The sequence below is a fragment of the Deefgea rivuli DSM 18356 genome (assembly GCF_000620145.1).
GTDB lineage: Bacteria > Pseudomonadota > Gammaproteobacteria > Burkholderiales > Chitinibacteraceae > Deefgea > Deefgea rivuli.
Genome location: NZ_JHVM01000012.1, coordinates 41,258 through 58,804 on the forward strand (window position 1 = coordinate 41,258; position 17,547 = coordinate 58,804).

17 protein-coding genes are annotated in these 17,547 nt (G+C 50.9%); 10 read left to right on the top strand and 7 right to left on the bottom strand.

The features are described 5' to 3' along the window. Positions 1 to 33 precede the first annotated feature (33 nt). Positions 34 to 1,044: a 23S rRNA (adenine(1618)-N(6))-methyltransferase RlmF gene (gene rlmF, locus Q320_RS0105895; protein ID WP_027468238.1), complete on the top strand. Its 1,011-nt coding sequence runs from the start codon at positions 34 to 36 to the stop codon at positions 1,042 to 1,044. On the opposite strand, the gene Q320_RS18670 is transcribed toward rlmF, so the two are convergent. Next, positions 1,000 to 1,854 (bottom strand): helix-turn-helix domain-containing protein, encoded by an 855-nt coding sequence (locus tag Q320_RS18670; protein ID WP_051534511.1) that lies wholly within the window; start codon positions 1,852 to 1,854, stop codon positions 1,000 to 1,002. The genes rlmF and Q320_RS18670 overlap by 45 nt on opposite strands. A 144-nt stretch (positions 1,855 to 1,998) precedes the next feature. Between Q320_RS18670 and Q320_RS0105905 the strand changes: the two genes are divergently transcribed. Further along, positions 1,999 to 2,379 (top strand): VOC family protein, encoded by a 381-nt coding sequence (locus Q320_RS0105905; RefSeq protein ID WP_027468239.1) that lies wholly within the window; start codon positions 1,999 to 2,001, stop codon positions 2,377 to 2,379. A gap of 173 nt (positions 2,380 to 2,552) precedes the next feature. Next, positions 2,553 to 3,059 (top strand): DUF1269 domain-containing protein, encoded by a 507-nt coding sequence (locus Q320_RS0105910; protein ID WP_027468240.1) that lies wholly within the window; start codon positions 2,553 to 2,555, stop codon positions 3,057 to 3,059. 63 nt (positions 3,060 to 3,122) lie between these two features. Here the strand turns inward: Q320_RS0105910 and Q320_RS22170 are convergent, their stop codons facing one another. Continuing rightward, positions 3,123 to 5,594, bottom strand: coding sequence for a methyl-accepting chemotaxis protein (locus Q320_RS22170; RefSeq protein ID WP_051534512.1), 2,472 nt, complete (start codon positions 5,592 to 5,594; stop codon positions 3,123 to 3,125). Positions 5,595 to 6,096: 502 nt separating this feature from the next. Between Q320_RS22170 and Q320_RS0105925 the strand changes: the two genes are divergently transcribed. Beyond that, positions 6,097 to 6,462, top strand: a complete 366-nt coding sequence (locus tag Q320_RS0105925; protein WP_035852697.1) for a nucleotide pyrophosphohydrolase — start codon at positions 6,097 to 6,099, stop codon at positions 6,460 to 6,462. 243 nt (positions 6,463 to 6,705) lie between these two features. On the opposite strand, the gene Q320_RS0105930 is transcribed toward Q320_RS0105925, so the two are convergent. Beyond that, positions 6,706 to 7,110, bottom strand: a complete 405-nt coding sequence (locus Q320_RS0105930; protein WP_027468243.1) for a hypothetical protein — start codon at positions 7,108 to 7,110, stop codon at positions 6,706 to 6,708. A 317-nt stretch (positions 7,111 to 7,427) separates the two neighbouring features. On the opposite strand from Q320_RS0105930, the gene Q320_RS18680 reads away from it, so the two are divergent. Together Q320_RS18680 and Q320_RS0105940 are read left to right on the top strand one after the other, a co-directional pair. Next, the gene (locus Q320_RS18680) at positions 7,428 to 8,363 is read left to right on the top strand and encodes a Na/Pi cotransporter family protein (RefSeq protein ID WP_051534513.1); all 936 of its coding nucleotides are present in this window, start codon (positions 7,428 to 7,430) and stop codon (positions 8,361 to 8,363) included. 497 nt (positions 8,364 to 8,860) lie between these two features. Then, a complete protein-coding gene (locus Q320_RS0105940; RefSeq protein ID WP_156938996.1) occupies positions 8,861 to 9,829 on the top strand; it encodes a TDT family transporter in 969 nt (322 codons plus the stop codon). Positions 9,830 to 9,862: 33 nt separating this feature from the next. Here Q320_RS0105940 and Q320_RS0105945 read toward each other — a convergent pair whose 3' ends face one another. Together Q320_RS0105945 and Q320_RS0105950 are read right to left on the bottom strand one after the other, a co-directional pair. Next, positions 9,863 to 10,339, bottom strand: coding sequence for an HPP family protein (locus Q320_RS0105945; RefSeq protein WP_027468245.1), 477 nt, complete (start codon positions 10,337 to 10,339; stop codon positions 9,863 to 9,865). Next, on the bottom strand, positions 10,326 to 10,901 hold the full coding sequence (locus tag Q320_RS0105950) for a TetR/AcrR family transcriptional regulator (protein WP_027468246.1): 576 nt from the start codon (positions 10,899 to 10,901) through the stop codon (positions 10,326 to 10,328). Before Q320_RS0105950 ends, Q320_RS0105945 begins: the two co-directional genes overlap by 14 nt. A 452-nt stretch (positions 10,902 to 11,353) precedes the next feature. Between Q320_RS0105950 and fabI the strand changes: the two genes are divergently transcribed. From fabI to Q320_RS0105970, 4 genes are all read left to right on the top strand, one after another. Continuing rightward, positions 11,354 to 12,136 carry an enoyl-ACP reductase FabI gene (gene fabI / locus Q320_RS0105955; protein WP_027468247.1) on the top strand — a complete coding sequence of 261 codons (783 nt, stop codon included), beginning with the start codon at positions 11,354 to 11,356 and terminating at the stop codon, positions 12,134 to 12,136. Positions 12,137 to 12,201: 65 nt separating this feature from the next. Then, positions 12,202 to 14,421 (top strand): DUF3141 domain-containing protein, encoded by a 2,220-nt coding sequence (locus tag Q320_RS18685; protein ID WP_051534514.1) that lies wholly within the window; start codon positions 12,202 to 12,204, stop codon positions 14,419 to 14,421. Between the two features lie 9 nt (positions 14,422 to 14,430). After that, a complete protein-coding gene (locus tag Q320_RS0105965) occupies positions 14,431 to 15,372 on the top strand; it encodes a phosphate acetyltransferase (RefSeq protein WP_027468248.1) in 942 nt (313 codons plus the stop codon). Beyond that, a complete protein-coding gene (locus tag Q320_RS0105970; protein ID WP_027468249.1) occupies positions 15,372 to 16,559 on the top strand; it encodes an acetate/propionate family kinase in 1,188 nt (395 codons plus the stop codon). Before Q320_RS0105965 ends, Q320_RS0105970 begins: the two co-directional genes overlap by 1 nt. Here the strand turns inward: Q320_RS0105970 and Q320_RS18690 are convergent. Both Q320_RS18690 and Q320_RS0105980 read right to left on the bottom strand, forming a co-directional pair. Beyond that, on the bottom strand, positions 16,556 to 16,915 hold the full coding sequence (locus tag Q320_RS18690; protein ID WP_211251180.1) for a type II toxin-antitoxin system RelE/ParE family toxin: 360 nt from the start codon (positions 16,913 to 16,915) through the stop codon (positions 16,556 to 16,558). The genes Q320_RS0105970 and Q320_RS18690 overlap by 4 nt on opposite strands. Then, a complete protein-coding gene (locus Q320_RS0105980; RefSeq protein WP_027468250.1) occupies positions 16,912 to 17,154 on the bottom strand; it encodes a type II toxin-antitoxin system Phd/YefM family antitoxin in 243 nt (80 codons plus the stop codon). Before Q320_RS0105980 ends, Q320_RS18690 begins: the two co-directional genes overlap by 4 nt. Between the last annotated feature and the right edge of the window lie 393 nt (positions 17,155 to 17,547).

The following is a 17,547-nucleotide window of genomic DNA, read 5'->3' on the forward strand; positions in this document are numbered from 1 at the left end:
GCGAGAATGGCGTTATTGATTAAGGCTAAAACCATGCACGCAAAACCTCGTTCTAAATCCCCTGTTAAACCCCACACGATTAAGGCTCCGGCTGAGTTGCATCCGCGTAATCGGCATCGTGGGCGTTATGATTTTCCGGCTTTGATTGCCGCTTGCCCTGAATTGAAATCGTTTGTCGCAGTGAATCCGTATGGCGATGAGTCGATTGATTTTGCCAATCCGGCGGCGGTGAAGACGCTGAATCGTGCTTTGTTGGCGCAATTTTACGGCGTTAAAAATTGGGATGTGCCGGCCGGTTATTTGTGTCCGCCGATTCCGGGGCGCGCTGATTATATTCACAATGTGGCCGATTTATTGGATGCGAGCTATCGCGGCAAAATCCCCGAAGTGGTGCGGGTGCTGGATATTGGTTGCGGCGCGAATTGCGTGTATCCATTGATTGGTGCGGCTGAATACGAATGGGAATTCGTTGGCTCGGAAGTGGATGCCGTGGCGCTCAAAAACGCGCAGCAGATCGTCGAGGCCAATCCGCAATTGAATATCGAGCTGCGTTTGCAGAAGATTCCAGCGGCGATGTTTTTAGGCATCGTGCAAGAGGGCGAGTTTTTTGATCTGACGATCTGCAATCCGCCGTTTCATGCTTCGCTGGCTGAGGCGACGGCTGGCTCACAGCGTAAATGGAAAAATCTGGGTAAAGCGCCACGTGGTAAAGCCGATGCCGCGCAAACTGAATCTGCTCCGGTGCTCAATTTTGGCGGCCAAGGTGGCGAGTTGTGGTGCGAGGGCGGCGAAGAGGCGTTTATCCAACGGATGATTTCCGAAAGCCGCCAGATCGGTCAGCGCTGCCTGTGGTTTACCAGCTTGGTGTCAAAAGGCTCGAGTTTGACGGTGCTGTACCGTACGCTAGAAAAAGCCGGTGCGCTGGATGTGCGCACTATTGACATGAGCCAAGGGCAAAAGCAAAGCCGCGTGCTGGCATGGACGTTTATTCCGCCCGCATCACACGAGCGGTTTTCCTCGGTTCTTTCTGAATTTGGCCGCTGAAATGCCTTTTTTGGCGGTAAATTGCCGATGAAAATTGCTCAAGCTTGGGAAGCCACTGTCGAGCGCCACGCGCGGTAGTGCGTACTGCGTTGAAAGCAAAAGATTGCACGCGTGGCCTAGGCGCAACTCGGCCAGTAGCTCGCTAAAGCTTTTGCCCACTTGTCGCGAAATCAAGCGCTTGAGCGTGGTTTCATTGATTTTGGCTTTTGCGGCCAAGCTGCTGAGCGTGATGCTTTCGCGATAATGTTGGTGCAAGAAATCGAGCGCGATTTTGAGACGTGGATCGCCAACGGCTTCGTTGGCGGGCGCGAGTTCCAGATAGCGGGCGCGTTGGTCGCTGGGCAATTGCCGCAAAATATCGAGTAAGCACAGCACGCGCTCCAAGCCTTTGAGCTGGAGCAGCTGCGCGAAATGCGGCGCGAGTGTGGCTGCCAGTTCGCGGCTAAATACGACGCCATGGCGAATTCGCCTTAACCATTGCCCCAATTCACGCAATTCTGGCAGGCCTTGTTCCGCCAATTGATGCAGCCATTCTTCGCGAAAAAACACCACATGAATCGTGATTTGCGCGTGATTGGATGCTGTTTTTCCCTGCCAAGAATGCGCTAGGTTGGGCGCAATCAGTGTGAGATCTAGATCGGTAAACTCACTGACATCGTCGCCCAAATAGCGCAAACCGCCAGCGCCAGCAGTGAAAGTGATTTCGTATTCGGGGTGATAGTGCAGATGAAACGGGATTTCCGCGCCGACATAATGATTATGCCGCCACGGAAGCGCATTGGTGCTACCTATCCATTCACGAAATAACATCGGCGCAGCCTTTGTATATAAGTGGATTTAATTGTACCTAATGTGGATTTATCAGGGTGGGATTTGCGAAATACTGCTGAATTAAAAGCAAAGTTTTTTCATGATTATTGATCAACGCATCGAATCATATTTGAGGTAAGGGCTATGAAAAATCTAGGATTGAATCATATTAATTTGCGCGTGCCTCGCGAGCAGTTGGAGGTAATGCGGGATTTTTATTGTGATGTTGTTGAACTGAGTGTGGGATTTCGGCCTGCGTTTGATTCGCAAGGCTATTGGTTGTATGCGAGTGGTCATCCGGTGCTGCATTTATCGGTGTTCAAAGCGCCGCCAGCAACAGGTTTTGGCAAGCCAATGGATCATATTGCGTTTAGCTGTGTGGATGTGCCGCACTTTGAAGCGCGCTTGCAATCATTGGGAATCGCCTACCGGATTGAGCATTTTGATGATGAAGGCATCGTGCAAATCTTTATCAAAGATCCAGTTAATAACACGGTTGAATTGCACTTTAGCGCTGTCGCTTGAGTCAATGTTGAATTGGTAATAGGTCGCAGGCAAGGGCGTGGAAAAGTGTAAAAATACGCAATCCATTTTCAGTCTGCGGCAGTGGCTGTATTTATGCTGGGGCTATGCAATAATCGCAGCGCGCATTCTTGGCGATATTGAAATCTACTTTTAAACTTTTGAAAGGAATTGCAATGAGTACATTAGTGGTCGTGGGCTACGATGATATGTTTAAAGCCGAAGAAGTTCGTTTAACTTTGCGTAAATTGCAGGCCGATTACCTGATCGATTTGGGCGATGCCGTTGTGGCGACCAAAGACAGCAAGGGTAAAGTGAAGCTGCATCAAGCAGTGAATTTGACTGCGGCAGGCGCGGCCAGCGGCGGTTTCTGGGGCGCATTGATCGGCATGATTTTTATGATGCCGCTAGTGGGTATGGCGATTGGCGCATCGACGGGCGCATTGTCGGGTGCTTTGACTGATTTGGGGATTAACGATCAGTTTATGAAAGACTTGGCTGCCAATATGCAGCCAGAAAGCTCGGCTTTGTTTGTGTTGGTGCGTAGCTCTACGCCAGATAAAGTGCTGGAAGAGCTGCGCGGTACAGGTGGCAAGTTGATTCAAACGTCCTTGTCGCACGAAGATGAAGCTAAGCTGCAAGCGGTATTGAACGCAGTGAATAGCGAAGAAACACCCGCTTAATATTCTGTGATGCAGTAAAAAGCCGACGTTGCGACGTCGGCTTTTTTATGAGGGCGCTGAGGCTTAAAACTCACTCCATTCTTCGTCTTCATCTTTGACGCTCTGCAGAACTTTGGGTTTGCTGGGTACTTTCTTTGGTGTTTTGGTGGGGGCGTGCACCGCTAATTGCTGGTGGTGGGCATTGAGTTTAAATACGCCGACTAATTCGGATAATTGGCTGGCTTGTTCACGTAAAGACTCAGCGGCTGCCGCAGCCTCTTCGACCAAGGCTGCATTTTGCTGCGTCACTTCATCCATATTGCTCACTGCTTGATTCACTTGGCCGATTCCTGCGCTTTGCTCTTTAGACGCGGCTGCGATTTCCGCCATGATGTGCGTGACGCGCTGAATGCTGGTTTCAATCTCATTCATTGTGCTGCCGGCGGTATTTACGATCTGGCTGCCGCGCTCGACTTCAGACACGCTATCGCCAATCAGATTTTTAATTTCTTTGGCCGCAACGGCTGAACGTTGCGCTAGATTGCGCACTTCAGATGCAACGACGGCAAAGCCACGACCTTGTTCGCCCGCTCGTGCGGCTTCGACTGCGGCGTTGAGCGCCAAAATATTGGTTTGAAATGCGATGCCGTCAATCACGCTAATAATGTCGACAATTTTGCGCGAAGCCACATTGATCGAGGCCATGCTAGTAACTACTTCTTGCACCAGCCCTGAGCCTTTTTTGGCGATCAGTTCGGCATTGCTGGCTAAGTTGCTGGCTTCGATGGCATTTTCGGCATTTTGTTTGACGGTACTGGCTAGCTCCTCGCTGCTAGCGGCGGTTTCTTCCAGATTAGCCGCCTGCGCTTCGGTGCGGCGCGATAGATCGGCGTTGCCTTGTGCGATTTCTTGCGAGGCGAGCGTAATTGTGGTGCCAGAGGCTTGGATCTCGCCGACTAATTGCTGCAATTTATGCACCGTGGCATTGATGCCTTCTTTGGTCTCGCCAAAGAGACCGCGATAATCTTGCTGTATCGTCTGCGTTAAATCGCCTTGTGCCAAGGCATTGGCCACGCGCATTACATCGCGTAAACCGGTTTCGGTAACGTCTGATAAGCGATTGAGTAAGGTGGTCAAGCGTGCGCTAAAGCCTTGTTTGTCGCGAGTATCTAGCCGTGGGCTAAAGTCGCCGTGTTCGGCGGCGGCGGCGACGATGTTTTCAATTTCGGCGACGATACTGCTCAGCGCAAACACCGTATGGTTGACGCCGTCTTTGGCTTTACCAAACAGGCCGGGATAGTCTTTTTGGATGGTTTGGCTTAAATCACCGACAGAGAGCGCATTAGCGACGCGCAAAATATCGTTAAAACCGATGTCACACGTGCTAATCAGCAAATTCAAGTCTTCAATCATCGCTTTGAATTTGAATTGATAGCGGCCTGCATCGCCGCGCACGCTAAAATTGCCGTGCGCACCGGCTTCGGCCAGCATTTTAATATCGCTGCTAATCGCCACCAAAGCGTTTTTGACTTGATCCACCGCTTGAGTAATTTGCGCTTGATCGCCATTGAGTCGCAGCATATCGACATCAAAATTGCCTTGGGCGTATTGCGCGATGACAGCGACAGTTTGCTCGGTAATGTGGATATGCGAAGCGACGAGTTGATTGCTCTCAACGGCCATTTGGCTAAACGTGCCAGAAAAAGCATTCGCGTCGATACGATGTGCAGTCCAGCCCGCGCGGTGTTGCTGTGCCATTTCATTTTGCGCCTGCACAAAGCGTTGAATCGCGGTTTGCATCGACTGCATGGATTGCATTAATCGGCCCGTTTCGTCTTGCGAATGCACCAAAATTTGATTATCGAGCTGGCCTTGGGCGATATTTTCAGCAATTTGTACCGCACGCGATAATGGCAGTGAAATCGCTTTGATCAATAGTATGCAGGACACGAAGGCAAGGATTAAGCCGAGGCTAATCAGGCCAATCGAGATCAATTTGACGTTTTCGTAATTGGCCTGCGCCGCTGTGTATTCGGCTTTGGCGACATCCAATTGCAAATTCATTAATGCGCCGATTGCTTCGCCAACCGGATCAATGACATTGTAAAGTGGGGCAATAAATTGGATGAGTTCGCCTTGGATGATTGCGGTTTTGCCGATTAGAAATTGATCGAGTTTATTAATTTCCTCGTCGGCCTTGGTAAAGCGCAGCTCGGTTTCTTTGGCGAGTTTGGCTTCTTCGGTGGTGAGTGTGGTGGATTTATACGCGGCCCATTCGCGATGAATATCGGCCTGAGCTTGCTTGATATTTTTCGCGGTGTCTTCGGCACTGACCATGCCCGCATTGGCTTTATTCATCGCATCGATGATGTTGACCGCATACGCATCGGCAACGTGTTTGAGTAGCTTGAGTGGCACGACGCGATCTTCGTAAACGGTTTTGAGCGATGCATTGACTTGCTTGAGGTTGTACAGTCCAATGCCGCCCAGCAGTAGCAAGAGTAGCGATAGGAAAAGTACGGTGTAACACAGGCGTTGTTTGATTGAGATTTGCATAGTGGCCTCTTGAGCTGGGTCGATATCACTTGGCCGCTGTCCGTTAGATTGTCGGGAGAGACGAGAGAAGTCGATAATTGCTTTGTTGAGTAGTAATTTTTAAGTAATTTCATGGAATGTCAAGGACGCTGTGCTGGACTTTGGCTTGAGCGGTGTTGTTAGAGCACTGATTTTGTTGATTAAATAATTAAAATGACTAGGGAAATCCCTAGGGTCTGTTGACGTTTGGTTTGCGAATCGTGTTTGTGCTGATTTTGGCCTGAAACAAGGCGCAAGACGCGTGGCATAGTCATTCCATATTCAAGCGTTTTGCAACGCAGAGTCAGGCCAAAAGCAGCCAAACCCTGCGGGCTGGGCGCTTTTCGCGGCATCTCTGCGTTATTCCGTGCTCGAATAGCTGGCTATGCGTCGCACGAAATGCCTTGATCTACCGCGAAAATCGCTCCAGCGCGATCGTAAACCAAACGTCAACAGACCCTAGGTTCCCGTTGAGAGAAGCCCGATGATTGCCCCTGCCCCAATAGATTCTTTGCAAAATTTAAGCGCCAAAGTGAGTCAATTTGCGCAGGAACGCGATTGGCGGCAGTTCCATAGCCCGAAAAACTTATCGATGGCGCTGGCCGTTGAAGCGGCAGAATTGCTGGAGATTTTTCAGTGGCTAGAAAGTGATGAATCACACCAGCTCAGTGCGGCGCAGCGCGTAGCGAGCGAGCATGAAGTGGCTGATATTTTGCTGTATTTGCTGCGCTTTTGCGAAATGACGCAGATTGATTTAATTGCGGCAGCAGAAGCAAAAATTAAACTCAATGCCGAGAAATATCCAGTCGAACTGGCAAAAGGGAAGGCGACGCGAGCAGCGGATTTATGATTGGATCAAATCATAAGGCGGATCACGAAAGGCACGAAGGCGAAAGAAGGGCTGTGCTTGGGAAACTACTGACCTCACTGACGTGACACCGCGTATTAAAAAGTCAAAACCGTAGTTCACGAAACACACGAACAAGGCTGTGGGTGTCACTGACTCGATGCAGGAAGAAACAAGTAGTGCTGAGGATTACTTTTCGTGCTTTTCGTGTCGTTCGTGGACAATTTTTTTGCTGTTGAGCAATATTTAATCTTCAAATTGTCCGCGTTGCGGTAGCTCGCGCCACAGTTGTAGGCTGCGGTGATCAGTGATTTTTAGTGTAGTTTGATTACTGAGCCACGCGGTTAAGTCTTCGCGCAGATAATTCAGTTCTTCTACGGCAAAGCCGTACAAATCGCGCAATAAAGCGCCGTGCTGGATGCCAATTTCACCTTCAAAAATTGTCGCTGTCGCCAAATAGGCTTCGTCATTAATCAAAGCCAGCCAGTACACGCGATCTTGATCTTCGAGCAGCGCCAGCGTGCCTTTGGGCTGTTCGGCTAATTCTTGCGCGACCAAATGTGCCACAGCGTGCAGCCATTGCCAGCTTTGCTCAGTCAGATCGTCCACACCATAGGCGGGAATGTCGGTATTGATGGTGGGGATGTACACGGCTTGATTCCAGATATTTTATAGGTATATCAATGTAGGCTTTATTCAGTAAAGCCTGTATTTATATACCTATAGCTAGGCTGATATTAATTATTGTACTGATGTGCTGCCTATTATGCCTGAAGCCGCTGGCTTGATGGGCGCGCAGGAAAGGCGTCGCTAACTGATTGTATTTAAAAGAGGAAGCTGTGAATTGAATTGTTGATCCATTTGGCATCGCCAGATGCAACGCGTGTGATTCCGCGCTAAAATCAGCGCCCGATCAAAAATTGATTGGGCGATTGAAGATAAATAATAAGTTTGCGTAAAAGGGTGTCATGAGTATTTTTGAAACGCTGATTTCCGTAATTGCAGCGATTGCCGTTTTTTTGTACGCCTTGGAAGGCTTTAGCCGCGAGTTGCAAAAGGTCGGTGGCGAAACGCTGCAAGATTGGTTGTGCAAAGTGACTGCCAATCGTTGGGCAGGGTTTGGTGTTGGCGCATTGGCGACGGCGATTTTGCAATCGAGCACGGCGGTATCGACGCTAACGACGACGTTGGTGAACGCATCGGTGATTTCGTTTCGTGCCAGCTTGGGGATGTTGCTCGGTGCGAGCGTTGGCAAGACCAGCACGGTTTGGTTGGTGTCGCTGCAATTGACGGCAATTGGCCCGTTTTTTATTGCGCTTGGCGCTTTGGTGTCTTTGCTGCCCAAGCGGTTTGGGTTTTTTGGTCGTTCGCTGTTTTATTTCGGGATGATTTTTGCCGCGCTGGATTTGATCTCGCGCGCGGTGATGCCGCTGCGTGAATTGCCCGCCGTGATGGAATTGATGGCGCAAGCGAGCTCGCCTTTGGTGGGCGTTTTGGCGGGCGCGTTTATCACTTTAGTCGTGCAATCGAGCACGGTGACGACAGGTTTGGCGATTTTGTTGGTGCAGCAAGGGATGTTGCCACCACAAGCGGCGATTGCAATTGCGTTTGGCGCGAATGCCGGCACGACATCGACCGCCTTACTCGCCAGCATGGGAATGAGCACCATCGCCAAAAAAACCGCACGCTATAATTTCTTTTTTAAAACCACGGGTGTGATCGTGTTCTTTCCGCTGATTGTGCCGCTGTCGAATTTTTTGAATCAACACATCGACGACACAGGGCAAGTGGTGGCGGCAGCGCATTTGATTTTTAATTTGACGATGTCGCTGATTTTTATGCTGATGCTCAACCCGATTGTTAATTTTGCTGAGAAAAAACCACTACCCGCTGTGACGCCTTAAACGATGCATAAGGCTCGATAGGCTTGCTATCGCGGGATGTAAAAGGGTATGCAAGGCATACCCTTTATTTTTGTGCTAAATCTCACGATAAGGCTTCATTTCTATTGATTTTTTCCTGCTGTATTTCTCTGCCCATTTCCTAAAAATACTCTCGCATTTCTACTTTTGAATTGTCGCGCTTGGTAATTGTGCCAGCCTAAAAAACCACATTCGCATTATAATTAAATCGAATATAAAAATTACTTTTGGTTCTATAAATTCGATATCGCTTATTGCTTTGATCGCTAAGGCAGGTAAGCCATCAATGCGTTATAGCTATAGACACAAATCAGAAATTGCCAATCTGTTCGTCATACCGGCGATGCTCTGTGTGTCTAAAGCGAGAAGTGGCGGTCAAATTATCATTACAGCTGGATTCCGGCCTTCGCCGGAATGACAAATTGATTGGTTTTCAGTGTTTTTTTGTAGAGATTAATGCCTCAACAGAGGAGGTTCAGATGAAACAGATGATTAAGAAAGTACGCCACTTACCCACGCCGCTTGCAGGTTTGGCGCTGGGGATCGGTGGTTTGGGCATGTGTTTGGATGCGGTACTCCGCGCGCAAGGGCGCATTGAAACCGTTAGTGCGGCGCTAGCTTTACTGCTGCTCTTGGCGCTGTGCCTGCGCGTGGCGCTGCATCCCGATACCTTAAAAGCTGATCTGAAACACCCCGTTGTTGGCAGTGTAGCGCCGACTTTTGCGATGGCCTTGATGGTGGTCAGCCACGGTATTTCGCTGTATTGGCCGCAACTCGGTAGCGCGGTATGGTTGCTGGCGATTGCGATTCATCTGTATTTTTTAGTCGCGTTTATTCGCTATCGGCGGCGCGATTTTTCTTTGCATCATATGGTGCCCAGCTGGTTTGTGCCGCCAGTTGGCATTGCCGTTGCGGCGGTGGCGTGGACGGGCGAGTTCGGCAGTTTCACGCATGGGGTGGCTTGGGCTTGTATGGCGTTTGCGCTGCTTTGCTATGCGGTGATGATGCCGCTGATGTTTTATCGGATTATGTTCCGCGAGTCGATTCCAGTCGGCGCACAGCCAACGATTGCGATTTTAGCCGCGCCAGCCAGTTTAACCTTGGCAGCGTATCTACGCGTGTCACCCACGCCGTATCCCTTGCTGGTGATTGTCATGTTGGGCTTGGCCATCACGATGACGCTGATTGTGTATGGCGCGTTTATCCATCTGCTGCGGCTGCCATTTTCGCCCGGATATGCGGCGTTTACCTTCCCAATGGCAATTGGCGCAACGGCTTTGTATCGAGTGGAAGCGGTGTTTGTGAAATGGCAACTACCCGCCGAGATGATCCGGCAAGTCGATATACTAGGGCGAATTGAGCTGGGTATTGCCACAGCAGTTATCAGCTATGTGGCGCTGCGCTTTGTGCTGTTTTTGCTGTGCGGTGATGAGCGCAAGCTGGCGTAGTCGTATGGTGCGATAAGCCTGCGTTCATTTGAATCAGCGTGCAGGATATGGTTTTTTTGAAATATATCGATGGTATAGCCACGCAACGCCCATTAATAAAAGCGCACCGCTCAATACTGGCGTAAATAAAAAGCTCCAACCCAAAGGTTTGGCGGCGAGGAAAATCAGCAAGGGATTGGCTCCTGCCGGCGGATGCAGCGTTTTGCTGAGCACCATCAGTCCAATACCCAGCCCGACCGCCACTGAGGCCATCAGCGGCAAATGCGGCCATAGTGCAAACCACAGTAAGCCAATTGCGGTGGTAATAAGGTGGCCGCCGATCAGGCTGCGCGGCTGTGCCAACGGTGATTCGGGTACGGCAAACAGCAGCACGCACGATGCACCAAACGGCGCCATAATCAGCGGCAAGCCGCTTTGCTGCCCGACCAAAAGTAAGATTAAAATCGCCAACGTTGCGCCGATGGTGGCGTAGCTGGCGCGGCGGATAGGGCTGAGGCTAGCAAAGCTCATTGTGGGTTCCTGTTGCAAGTTGCAGTAAATGGGCGTGTTGGCGCTGCAATGACGCCATCGAGCCGCGAATCCGTTGCAGCAAAATCCCGCCGTGCACGCTGGCCAGCGCATCATCGGCCATTTGCTGCGCTTGTTGCTCTGGATAAAGCGGGCGAAATACACAGGCGTAAACTTCCGCCCATTGTGCAAAAAATGCCTGAATACAGGGCTGAAATAAGGAGGTAGGCGCAGCCAGTTCGAGGCTTAAATTCGCCAACAGACAGCCATCAGGATGCTGGCTAAAAAACACCTCAACCGCCTGATTAAACGCCGCCAACTCAGCCGCGCCCGCTTGCGGCGCATCCAGCACCAAGCTAAAAAGCTCGCGGCGGAAATACTCGCTGACGCGGTTCAGCGCCGCCACCGCCAGCGCCTCTTTGCTATCAAAATGATGATACAAGCTGCCTTTGCTAATCCCGCAAGCGGCAACAATATCGCTCACACTGGTCGCGCTATAGCCCTTTTGCCGGAACAGTGCCGTCGCCACATCGACCAATTCTTGTTTGTCTGCCAGTTTTGCCATCAGTATTCCTTATTTAGACAAAACATACCGTACGTTTGGTTTTTTAGCAATTAAATGTTGCTGGGGTTTGCAGTAGAGTCTGTGAAGCCAGTACGCGAGATGAAATGATCAATTGTCATACCGGCGTAGGCTGGTATCTAGAGCGATGGCAAAATCACCATTGCAGCAGGATTCTGCCCTATGCCGGAATAATGATTTGATGAAAATTGGGTTTTAGTCCGAGTAAATGGTGACGAGTTAATCGCGATGTCGATCAAGCCCCGCAGCGCACATTAAAAGCAATTTAAAGTTTTGGCGTGTTATTTTTTTGGCAATTACCTTATAAAAATAGAGATATTATTGTAATATTTTGCATGTATATTTTTTACATTTGCTTTTTAAAAGCTGTCTAATGGCCTAGGTAAAGTGCGAAGGAGCATCCCTCCTTGTCGACAACTAAACGGAAATGACTGATGTCTATTGAAAATCCTGCTCCTATTCTTGCTGGCTACAAAGCACTCGTCATCGGCATCGCTAACGAAGACTCGATTGCCTATGGCTGCGCGCAGGCGTTCCGCGCCGTTGGCGCTGATGTGGCTGTGACTTATTTGAATGAAAAAGCGAAACCCCACGTCGAGCCGCTGGCGCAGGCACTGAATGCCGCTATTTTTGCGCCACTGGATGTCTCGCAGCCGGGCGAGCTAGAGGCTTTGTTTGCACGAATCGAAAAGGAATGGGGCAAGCTGGATATCTTGGTGCACTCGATTGCTTCGGCGAAAAAAGAAGATATCAAAGGCGATCTACTCGATTGCTCGGCAGATGGTTTCGCGCTGGCGATGGATATTTCAGTGCACTCGCTGATTCGCATGAGCAAACTCGCCGCACCATTGATGAAAGACGGCGGTAGTATTTTTGCAATGACCTATCAGGGCGCCAGTAAGGTCGTTCCCAACTATAACGTCATGGGCCCGGTGAAAGCCGCGCTGGAAGCCTCTTGCCGCTATTTGGCGTATGAGCTGGGGCCGCAAGGCATTCGCGTTCATCCGATTTCCCCAGGTCCACTCAAAACTCGCGCCGCGTCGGGGCTGAAAGACTTTGATCAGTTGCTGAATGAAGCGGCTGAGCGCGCGCCGCTGGGCGAGTTGGTCGACATCATGGATGTTGGTTACACCTGCGCCTATCTCGCAACCCCTTATGCCCGCCGCCTCACTGGTGAAACGATCTATATCGATGGCGGCGTCAACATCATGGCGTAAGCCTGTTATAGCACTATCCTGCGCGCCTTCATCAGGTGCGAGAGCCGCTCACTTTGGAGAATTCTATGCCCAAGAGTACCAACACGACTGCCACCAAGGTAGTTTCAGATCGCACTACGGGCACATCGCCGAACCTGATGAACGCGACCCTGCAAGCATGGACAGCGCCGGGTGAATATGCCGTCGACGTGATGCAGCGCACGATTTTGTACTGGGATTTGTTGCGTCAGCGCAGCGAACAATATTATGTGCAAAAAGAAAAAGCCGTACCGCATGTATTGAGTTTCGACGCCGAGCTGGTGCTCGATGCTCGTACGTTTGCCCGACCAGTGAATTATTTGCTGGTGCGCGTTAATCCACCCAAAGGCGTAACGATCAATCAACAGCAGCGCCCGTTTGTTGTGGTTGATCCACGTGCGGGTCACGGCCCCGGCATTGGCGGCTTTAAAGCCGATAGTGAGCTGGGTGTCGCGATGGCCGCTGGGCATCCATGCTATTTCGTTGGCTTTACGCCTGACCCCATGCCCGGTCAAACCATCGAAGACATCATGCATGCCGAGGCGATTTTTCTTGAGAAAGTCATCGAGCTACACCCTGATGCAGAGGGTAAACCTTGCATCATCGGCAATTGCCAAGCGGGTTGGGCGGTGATGATGCTGGCGGCAACCCGACCTGAATTATGTGGTCCGGTGATTATTCCTGGCTCGCCATTGTCTTATTGGGCGGGCGTGGAAGGCGAAAATCCAATGCGTTACACCGGCGGTTTAAGCGGTGGCAGCTGGATTACGGCCTTCACTAGCGATTTGGGGAATGGCAAATTCGACGGCGGCCATTTGGTTAAAAACTTTGAAAACCTCAACCCGTCCAATACCCTATGGAGCAAGAGCTACGACATTTGGTCGAATATTGATAAGGGGGCGGCGCGTTTTCTTGAGTTTGAAAAATGGTGGGGCGGTCACGTTAATTTGAATGGTGAAGAAATTCAGTGGATCGTGGATCAACTCTTTATCGGTAATAAGCTCTCGACTGTACAAATTGTCACTAGCGAGGGCGAGCGCATCGATTTGCGAAATATCCGCTCACCGATTATTTGCTTTTGCTCCAAAGGCGACAATATCACGCCGCCGCAACAAGCTCTGGGCTGGATCAACGATCTCTATGCGACAGATGATGATGTTCGCGCCTGCGGCCAAACGATTATTTATGCGATTCATGAAAGCGTCGGCCACCTCGGGATTTTCGTTTCAGGTGGCATTGCTAAAAAAGAGCATCAAGAATTTGCGAGCAATATCGATTTTATCGATGTGTTGCCGCCCGGCCTCTATGAAGCCGTGATGACGGAAAAAAGTGCCGATGTGCACAATTCTGAGCTGGCGAATGGCGATTGGATCGTCCGCTTTGAACCACGTACCTTGGCGGATATCCGCAGCATCGTGCAGCCCAATCCAGCTAACGAGCGCCGTTTTTCTGCAGTGCAGCGGGTTTCGGAAATGAATCTCGACCTATATCGCAGCGTGTTCCAGCCTATCGTCCGAGCAACAATGAATGAGCAAACCGCCGAGTTGATTAAGCAGCTCAATCCATCCGATTTGTCCGATCAGCTATTTTCCAGTCGTAATCCTTTGATGCAACCCCTCGCACAGCTCGCTGAACTCGTGCGCCAGCAGCGTCAACCCGTGTCTGCGGATAATCCGCTGCTGGCGTGGCAAGGCATGATGTCGGATGGGATTGTTGCGGCACTAGATAGCTATCGTGATTTACGTGATAGCGGCATGGAGCAAATTTTCCTCGCTATTTATGGCTCGCCAGCCTTGCAGCTGATCCTTGGTTTGTCAGATCCCGAGGCGTCGCAACGTGTAGCACCCGCGCTTGATCCAGAGCGGATGGCATTTATCCAGCAACGCATTGCTGAGCTGAAAGCGAATATTACCGAGGGTGGCGCGCGTGAAGCTGTGATTCGTGTGCTGCTTTATATCGGCATGGCGGGAGCGGGGGCTGATGAGCGCAGCTTTAATCAATTACGCTTGATTCGGGCTGAGCATGATGGACAAAGCCTCGTCGAGTTTAAGCAAACTGTGCGCGAGCAATATTTTTCCTTGCTGCTTGATCGTGAAGCCGCACTGACTGCCATTCCTAAAATGTTACCGACCACGGCTGCGGCGCGCACAAAAATGCTGGCGATGATTCAGCGCATCGTTCAAGCCAAAGGCTCAGTGAGTGGCGAGGCTGCTGAGCGATTGGCTGAGATTGAAGCGCTGTTTAATGCTACGAAAACACCTCAATAAGGGAGCGCTATGGAACGCAAACACGAGAAATATGAGCAGTTGATTGCCCGCTGCAAAGCGTTAGCTCCAGCCGCAACGGCGGTGGCGCATCCTTGCGACGAAAGCTCGCTGCGCGGCGTGGTCGAGGCCGCTGAAATCGGAATTTTGCAACCGATATTGGTCGGCCCGCGTGGAAAAATAGAAGCGGTGGCGGCGCAATTTGGGCTGGATATTTCGCGATTTGAATTGGTCGATGCGCCGCATAGCCAAGCTTCGGCAGAGATGGCGGTGCAATTGGTTCGCGAAGGCAAAGCGGCGCTGCTAATGAAAGGCAGCTTGCATACCGATGAGCTGATGGCGGCCGTAGTACGTAGTGCCACGGGGCTACGAACTGCACGCCGTATCAGCCATGCTTTTATTATGGATGTGCCGAGTTTAGATCGGGCGATCATCATCACCGACGCCGCGATCAATATCATCCCGACGCTGAAAGACAAGGTGCATATCGTGCAAAACGCCATCGATCTGGCGCACGCACTGGGTTTTGCTGAGCCGAAGGTGGCGATTTTGTCGGCGATGGAAACGGTGAATCCTGATATTCCATCCACAGTCGAAGCGGCTGCGCTGTGCAAAATGGCAGATCGCAAGCAAATTACGGGCGGCATTCTCGATGGCCCATTGGCATTAGACAATGCGATCAATTTGAAGGCTGCCCAGATCAAAAAAATCGACTCACCTGTTGCCGGTGTTGCCGATATCCTCGTAGCGCCCGATCTTGAGTCCGGCAATATGTTGGCGAAAAGTCTGACCTTTTTGGCCGGTGCCGATGCGGCTGGGATTGTCTTGGGCGCGCGAGTGCCGATTATTCTGACTAGTCGTGCCGACTCGGTGATGACCCGCTTAGCGTCTTGTGCCGTTGCGGCCTTGGTCGCCGAAGCGAACCGAGTCAATTCAAGCCAAGTGGGGGTGTGATGAGTAAGGCGATTTTAGTTCTGAATGCAGGTTCATCCAGCATCAAATTCTCGGTTTTCCTTGAGCAAGGCGATGTCTTGAATGTGCTTCTGGGTGGTCAACTCGAAGGGCTCTACACTTCACCGCGCTTCAAGGCCAAAGACGCCGCTGGCGATTTGATGAATGAAAAGCACTGGGAGCAGGGTGAGCAACTCGGCCACGATGGTGGGATTAATTATTTAGCAGCTTTCCTGCGTGAACAATTGGGCGAGCATCAACTCGTCGCGGTCGGTCATCGAGTGGTGCATGGCGGTGTCGATTATGCTGCGCCAGTGGCTTTGAATGCTGACACGGTTAAAAATTTAGCGCGCCTGATTCCATTAGCGCCTTTGCATCAACCGCACAATCTAACACCCATCCGTACTTTGCTCGAAAAGCGCCCTGAGCTACTGCAAGTGGCCTGCTTTGATACCGCCTTTCATTGCGCCCAGCCCGCAGTGGCGCAAACCTTTGCACTTCCGGCCGAGATTTCTGAGCGCGGCGTACGGCGCTATGGTTTTCATGGGCTTTCCTATGAATATATTGCCTCTGTTTTGCCAGATTATGATGCTCAAGCCGCGCAAGGCCGCACCGTTGTTTTGCATTTAGGGAACGGCGCCAGCATGTGCGCGATGCAAAATGGGCAGAGCGTGGCCAGTACAATGGGCTTCACTGCTGTTGACGGCCTGCCGATGGGAACGCGCTGCGGCAATTTGGATCCCGGTGTCGTTCTCTATTTGATGGACGAACTGAAAATGGACACCCGCGCGATCGAGAAAATGCTGTACCAACAGTCAGGTTTGCTCGGGGTTTCGGGGATTTCCAGCGATATGCGTACGCTACTCGATTCTGCTGATCCCAAAGCACAATTTGCAGTTGAGTTGTTTATTTATCGCATTGCTCGTGAGTTAGGTTCACTCGCTGCTGCGATGGGCGGACTGGATGCGTTGGTATTTACCGCCGGTATTGGCGAGCACTCTGCCGCGATTCGCGAGCGAGTTTGCCGAGCCGCAGCGTGGCAGGGCGTCGAGCTTGATACCGCCGCCAATCTTGCGGGCGCACCGCGCATCAGCACCGCAAACAGCCGGACATCAGTCTGGGTGATTCCGACTAATGAAGAGTTAATGATCGCTCGACACACGCAGCGTATTTTGAATGCGCAAGCTTAAACGCCGTTGATCCATCCGCCGCCTTGAGAATAGCCTCGATTTCTAAGGTGTTTTTCAAGGCTTTTTTGCATAGAATATGAGACCCATACTGGTTCTGCATTTATTCGTAATGCGACCACATTCTTAATACTTTGACGGTGCGCGCTTCTGTGAGCACTTGATACACCAAACGATGTAATCCGACGGGAATACGCACCATCTAGATCGCCGACCAGTTTTTTATCCGGTGGCGGGTTTTGCAGCGGGTTTTCAGCAAGCGCCGCCAACAGCATTTTGGCGTTTTCTTTTAAGCCGTAGGCGGCAATTTTTAGCGCATCTTTTTGCGCCGCCTTGGTATAAATCAGCGCCCAAGTCACCAGCCTAATTCTGTGCGGCACTGCTCAAGCGGCGTCGCCAAGCCTTCACGAATCGACTCGCGCATATTGGGTGCCGACAGCAGAAACATCGTTTCTTGAATCGCCGACCAGTCTTCCTCAGAAATTAAGATCGCATTATTGCGTTTGCCAGTAATCACGACCGGCTCGTGGCTGTCCGCTGCTTCATCGATCAGCCGATAAAGATTCGCACGCGCCTCGCTGGCACTGAGCATTTGCATGATGATTCCCTCTTAGAGTGGCTAGAGGTGGCGTACGCTAATTGGTACGTCTTTACAAGCGGGTGTATCGCCGCTGGGCTATGTTGGCGTAGCGTATTGGTGGGTAGCGCTGGTGGATATTTCAACGTGTTAATTTAGGTATATTGATGCAGGCCTCATTCAATAGGCTATTTATGACTATACCCACTGCGCTGTGGCTTGTTGGGCTTCGTACCTCAGCGCCAACCTATAATTCTAGAAAAGCGGCAGTGGTAGGTTGGCGTTGAGCGAAGCGAAGCCCAACGTACGAGATTCAAGCGATCAAAAAAACCGCAGTAAACGTTTGGATTCATTTCATTCAGTTCAACTTAGTAAGCTGAGCAAGGGTGTTCATTAATTTGTGCCGTATTTCTT